Origin of the sequence: Brachybacterium atlanticum, assembly GCF_025669985.1 — a bacterium.
Classification (GTDB): Bacteria; Actinomycetota; Actinomycetes; order Actinomycetales; family Dermabacteraceae; genus Brachybacterium; species Brachybacterium conglomeratum.
Map to the genome: position 1 here is coordinate 1 of NZ_JAKJJW010000072.1, position 1,596 is coordinate 1,596.

The 1,596-nt window shown below is 67.3% G+C and carries 1 protein-coding gene; it reads left to right on the forward strand.

All coding sequences use genetic code 11. The features are described from left to right. The first annotated feature begins 204 nt into the window (after positions 1–204). Complete coding sequence (locus L3K22_RS16590; protein ID WP_263312365.1) at positions 205–1,515, forward strand: ISL3 family transposase; 1,311 nt, start codon at positions 205–207, stop codon at positions 1,513–1,515. The last annotated feature ends 81 nt before the right edge of the window (positions 1,516–1,596 follow it).

The following is a 1,596-nucleotide window of genomic DNA, read 5'->3' on the forward strand; positions in this document are numbered from 1 at the left end:
CAGGTGAGCGTGCGTCTGCGGCGGTTGTTCCCGGACGATGAGGACATGCAGATCAGCCACGAGACCCTCTACCAGGCTCTTTACGGGCCCTTCGCAGATGAGGGGGTAGCTGCGGAGTGTGGGGTGGGCGCGTCGGTGCCGGGATAGACGTCGAGGTCTCCCGATGATGGAAGTTCTGACGCTCGCCATCTGGAAGACCTCGACGTGCCTAACGCTACCTTCGCCGACCCCGATCTGACGACCTTCACGCGCTTGGAGGAGCTCGACCTCGTCGCTGTCGGTCAGTGGCTCACGACCGAGCGGGCGGTGCTCGAGTGTCGGCTCGCTGAGGAGGATCCGTGGTGCCGCGCCTGCGGAGCACGGGCGACCTCGCGCGGCACGATCACTCGTCGCCTTGCCCATGAACCTTTCGGCCACCGCCCCACGACGCTGCTGGTGCGGATCCGGCGTTACCGGTGTGATCACTGCGGGAACCGGTGGCGCGAGGACACCACTCGCGCAGCACCCGAGCGGGCGAAGCTCTCTCGCGGCGGGATGCGGTGGGCACTGGAAGCCCTGGTCATCGATCACCTCACGATCGCAAGGATCGCCGCCGGGCTCGGGGTTGCCTGGCACACCGCCAACGACGCCGTCCTGGCTGAGGGCCAGCGGCTGCTGATCGATGACCCAGCCCGCTTCGACGCCGTCCGCGTGATCGGTGTTGACGAGCACGTCTGGCGCCACACCCGGCGCGGCGACAAGTACGTCACCGTGATCATCGACCTCACCCCAGCCAGGGACAAGACCGGCCCGGCGAGGCTGCTGGACATGATCCCCGGCCGCTCCAAAGCAGCGTTCAAGGCCTGGCTCGAGGCCCGCCCCAAGGCATGGAAGGACCGCATCGAGGTAGTGGCGATGGACGGGTTCACCGGATACAAGACCGCCACCGGCGAGGCCCTCCCAGGCGCGGTCGCGGTCATGGATCCCTTCCACGTCGTCCGCCTCGCCGGAGACGCACTGGACGACTGCCGACGACGCGTCCAGCAGCAGCTCCACAAGCGCAGGGGCCGCAAGGACGACCCCCTCTACAAGACTCGCCGCACCCTCCACACCGGCACCAAGCTGCTGACCGACCGCCAATGCCAGCGTCTCAGCAGCCTGTTCGAGCGAGAGAAGCACGTTGCGGTCGAGGTGACCTGGGAGATCTACCAGGCGATGGTCGCCGCCTACCGAGAACCCGACCGGGCGAAAGCCAAAGCGAAGATGGGTAAGCTCATCACCGCGCTGAGCAAGCGCGTCCCGGACGCCTTGCCCGAGCTGGCCAAGCTCGGCCGAACACTGACGAAACGCGCAACCGACGTGCTGGCCTTCTTCGACCGACCGGGCACCAGCAACGGTCCGACAGAGGCGATCAACGGCCGGCTCGAACACCTCCGCGGCTCCGCCCTCGGGTTCCGCAACCTCACCCACTACATCGCCCGCAGCCTCCTCGAAGCAGGAGGCTTCAGACCCCACCTACACCCTCAAATGCGATGAGCCTCTTTACGTCCAGGGCGCGGGCGCGCTGCGTCACGAGCTGACGGTCGAGGGCGCGATCCGTTCCGGTCGCAAGGGTCG